Source organism: Okeania hirsuta (genome assembly GCF_003838195.1).
GTDB classification, from domain to species: Bacteria; Cyanobacteriota; Cyanobacteriia; order Cyanobacteriales; family Microcoleaceae; genus Okeania; species Okeania hirsuta.
Window position 1 is genome coordinate 1 of record NZ_RCBY01000452.1, and the last position, 2,941, is coordinate 2,941.

The following is a 2,941-nucleotide window of genomic DNA, read 5'->3' on the forward strand; positions in this document are numbered from 1 at the left end:
ATCCCCATGTAATTTTCCTCCTGTCTCCAGTATAGCTGTCTCCTGTCTCCTTCTTCAATTACAGCTTTAGGAAATTTATCTTTCGCTGTCTAAAAATCAATGAATTTATTGTCAAAATCTAGAATGAAATGAACCTGTGTACAATCATAGCAATTTTAGATAACCTCAGGTGCTAAAATCTAGTTTATATATAATTGAGTCTCGCACTGAGTTCCTGTGTAGTTTTTTCTAGGTCTGGAAGTAAAAAATAACGGGGCACAGTAGAAAATTTATTTTCTCTTTCCCCGTGTTAAGTTAACAAAAATATTACCTGATGCTTTGGGAAAAAAATCAGAAAAAAGAAGTCTTTTTTACCGAAGAGGCAGCAGATAAGCAATTATTGGTAGCTATAGAAAAAGAGTTAAATTCTCAAAAATATCGAACTTTTAGCAATCTTTGTAAACAAGCTCTGTGGCAATTTTTGGATGTATCTTCATCATCGACAGAATTAGCTAAATCTGCGTCTAATTTACAAAGGCTAGAGCACAGAATTTATGAGAAGCTTACCAAACATTTTTCTGAGTTAGAAACAAAATTGGTTTCTGATGAATTGAATACATCTAATAATACAGTTCAATCTAATGAAAATGAGTTAAAAAAACACTTGAATCAATTGCATCAACAGTTGACTCAAATCCAATTAAATTTAGATGCTAAATTCATCGAAGTTATGGAGAGTTTTAAGACAGAGTTGTCACAGATAGAAATACCTATTACTAAATCAGCCCAAGAAGAGTCAGAAGAATTAACTCCTACTAATACTAAACCAACAGAAGAAGATTTATCTGTTCAACAATCTACAACTGATGCAGATCCTTTATTGCAGCGCTTAAGTTCTCTGTTAGAAGAGTTCTAATTAATTATGCTTCAATATATCTTTAATTCACAAAAATAATGCCCACCAATTTGAGTGAGTAATGGCAAAATAGTCAAGGCAAAGAAGTAGAGAAGCAAGAAAAAAAAGAAACTAATTTACATAGATTAAGTACCAAATAAGATTGGAGAAACTCTCGAACTGCATAGTTTGCCAATTTCCTGTTCATAGCATTCTTTTTGATGATTAGTATTAATATAGTCTTCTATATTCTTCGGAAATTAGTTATCGTATGATCAGCGGAAGACCGAGTCAAGAAAAAGCAAGGATTAGAGTGGGAATTATCTGGGGATATTCCGGAATTTTATGTCTGCATTGAATGGCAGTAGAAAGTGCGATAACTGTATAACAGGATTTCATATAAGAGGCAGACAAATAAATTTGGAGACCATCTTAAGAATGCTTTTATTTTTGACATAAGGTATAGTGGATTTCATCATTAAAAATGATCGAGAAATTATAAATAAAGTAAAAATAATTTTTAGATATTTGAACTGTATTCCTCATCATTCACAAAAATTAGTTAGTATATTACCTTAAACTTTAGTTAGTACAAATACATTGCCTTGATTGCCTCTTCCAATGCGTAAATCTTCATCTAAATATGTAATATCTAACCATCCCTTTTGTTCTCGGTTTTGTATCTTAAAATCAACAGCAGTAAATTTTTTTCCTGATTCTATTTCAGCAATTAATCTATTAGGTGATTGATAACCTATTAAACTTTGTAAACCTAAAATTGAACGATTAAATTTAACATTTACTCGCTTTTCGGAAACAGCTTCAAACTGAGCAACAACACTAACTATTCCTTCTAATAAAGGCAAACCAGATACTTCAGCAATATTATAGATTGCCGTATCTTGGACTCGGATACATTGATAAATCTCCCCTAGTTTCAGGAAAGGAAAACTATCAATGCGTAGTAATTCTTGACTGGTAGTATAAAGTAATCGCCAATTGCCATTTAATAGTTCTTTTGCTTCAAAGGGACAAGGGTTTGGATTGTAATCTTCTACTTGAGCGATCGCTGCTAGAATTACTTGTTGGTCATTTTTACTTGCTAGTAAACCACGATTTTTGCCTGTAAGTGTTTCTATTAATCTGGATTTATAAATCATAATTTTTGTTTATTGTCAATCTGCGTTGATTCTAAGCTGACAATTTTCATTTATTTGCAGAAGAAGAAAATTTCAAAAACATTCTTCGGGTATCCGGGTCTTAAGCAATTTTAACGATATCCTTAACAGTAGCAAAAAATTTGGATCGGCTTACTACTTGAGATTAATTTTACTTTGTTTGAATGAATCTAAAAATTTTATATTTTATATTATTTTTTGGTGCCAAATTATCCATCTTGTTCTTTTTCAACCTCTGAAATTCTCTTTTCCCTGATGGATTCCCATCTTACAAGAGGTGCAAATAAGGTTTGATAGAGATTATCACCCCTATCGACAGCATTGTAACCTACTGTAGGGGAGAATGGCCATTCGCCCCTACTACTGACTACTTCTTCAAGATTTGATCCAAGTAAATTCATCTAATCTGTTAAACAAGGACAGGAAAAACATTTATATATATTATTTGCTGGCAAATTTAAAACAAAATCCCCTAAAATCCAAGAGACTGGATAGAGGAGATGAGTAAATCTAAAGATATTAGGATAGACTTACTAAAATTCCTTGACTGAGGATATATGGAAGAAAAACAACAAACAAACAGTCCATCACAACCTGTAGTGCCACAACCAACTACGGTACAGGAAACAGTAAATCCACAACCTGTAGTGCCACAACCAACTACGGTACAGGAAACAGTAAATCCACAACCTGTAGTTCCACAACCAACTACGGTACAGGAAACCGTAAATCCACAACCTGTAGTTCCACAACCAACTACGGTACAGGAAACAGTAAATCCACAACCAGTAGTTCCACAACCAACTACGGTACAGGAAACAGTAAATCCACAACCAGTAGTTCCACAACCAACTACGGTACAGGAAACCGTAAATCCACAACCTGTAGT

The 2,941-nt window shown here is 33.3% G+C and carries 3 protein-coding genes and 1 pseudogene; 2 read left to right on the top strand and 2 right to left on the bottom strand.

What is annotated here, in order from left to right; translation table 11 throughout:
- Positions 1–313 precede the first annotated feature (313 nt).
- Positions 314–895, top strand: coding sequence for a filament morphology membrane protein FcmC (fcmC, locus tag D5R40_RS31630; RefSeq protein WP_240039052.1), 582 nt, complete (start codon positions 314–316; stop codon positions 893–895).
- Positions 896–1,449: 554 nt separating this feature from the next.
- Here fcmC and D5R40_RS31635 read toward each other — a convergent pair.
- Together D5R40_RS31635 and D5R40_RS38500 are read right to left on the bottom strand one after the other, a co-directional pair.
- Positions 1,450–2,034, bottom strand: coding sequence for a PAP/fibrillin family protein (locus D5R40_RS31635; RefSeq protein WP_124155786.1), 585 nt, complete (start codon positions 2,032–2,034; stop codon positions 1,450–1,452).
- A gap of 227 nt (positions 2,035–2,261) precedes the next feature.
- The gene (locus tag D5R40_RS38500) at positions 2,262–2,453 is read right to left on the bottom strand and encodes a hypothetical protein (RefSeq protein ID WP_205127795.1); all 192 of its coding nucleotides are present in this window, start codon (positions 2,451–2,453) and stop codon (positions 2,262–2,264) included.
- Between the two features lie 156 nt (positions 2,454–2,609).
- On the opposite strand from D5R40_RS38500, the pseudogene D5R40_RS31640 reads away from it, so the two are divergent.
- Positions 2,610–2,941: pseudogene (locus D5R40_RS31640) on the top strand (hypothetical protein); the annotation flags it as partial.

Bases quoted from the DNA above. Each gene is read 5' to 3' on its own strand.
- fcmC (WP_240039052.1), top strand. From the start codon at position 314: ATGCTTTGGGAAAAAAATCAGAAAAAAGAAGTCTTTTTTACCGAAGAG.
- D5R40_RS31635 (WP_124155786.1), bottom strand. From the start codon at position 2,034: ATGATTTATAAATCCAGATTAATAGAAACACTTACAGGCAAAAATCGT.
- D5R40_RS38500 (WP_205127795.1), bottom strand. From the start codon at position 2,453: ATGAATTTACTTGGATCAAATCTTGAAGAAGTAGTCAGTAGTAGGGGC.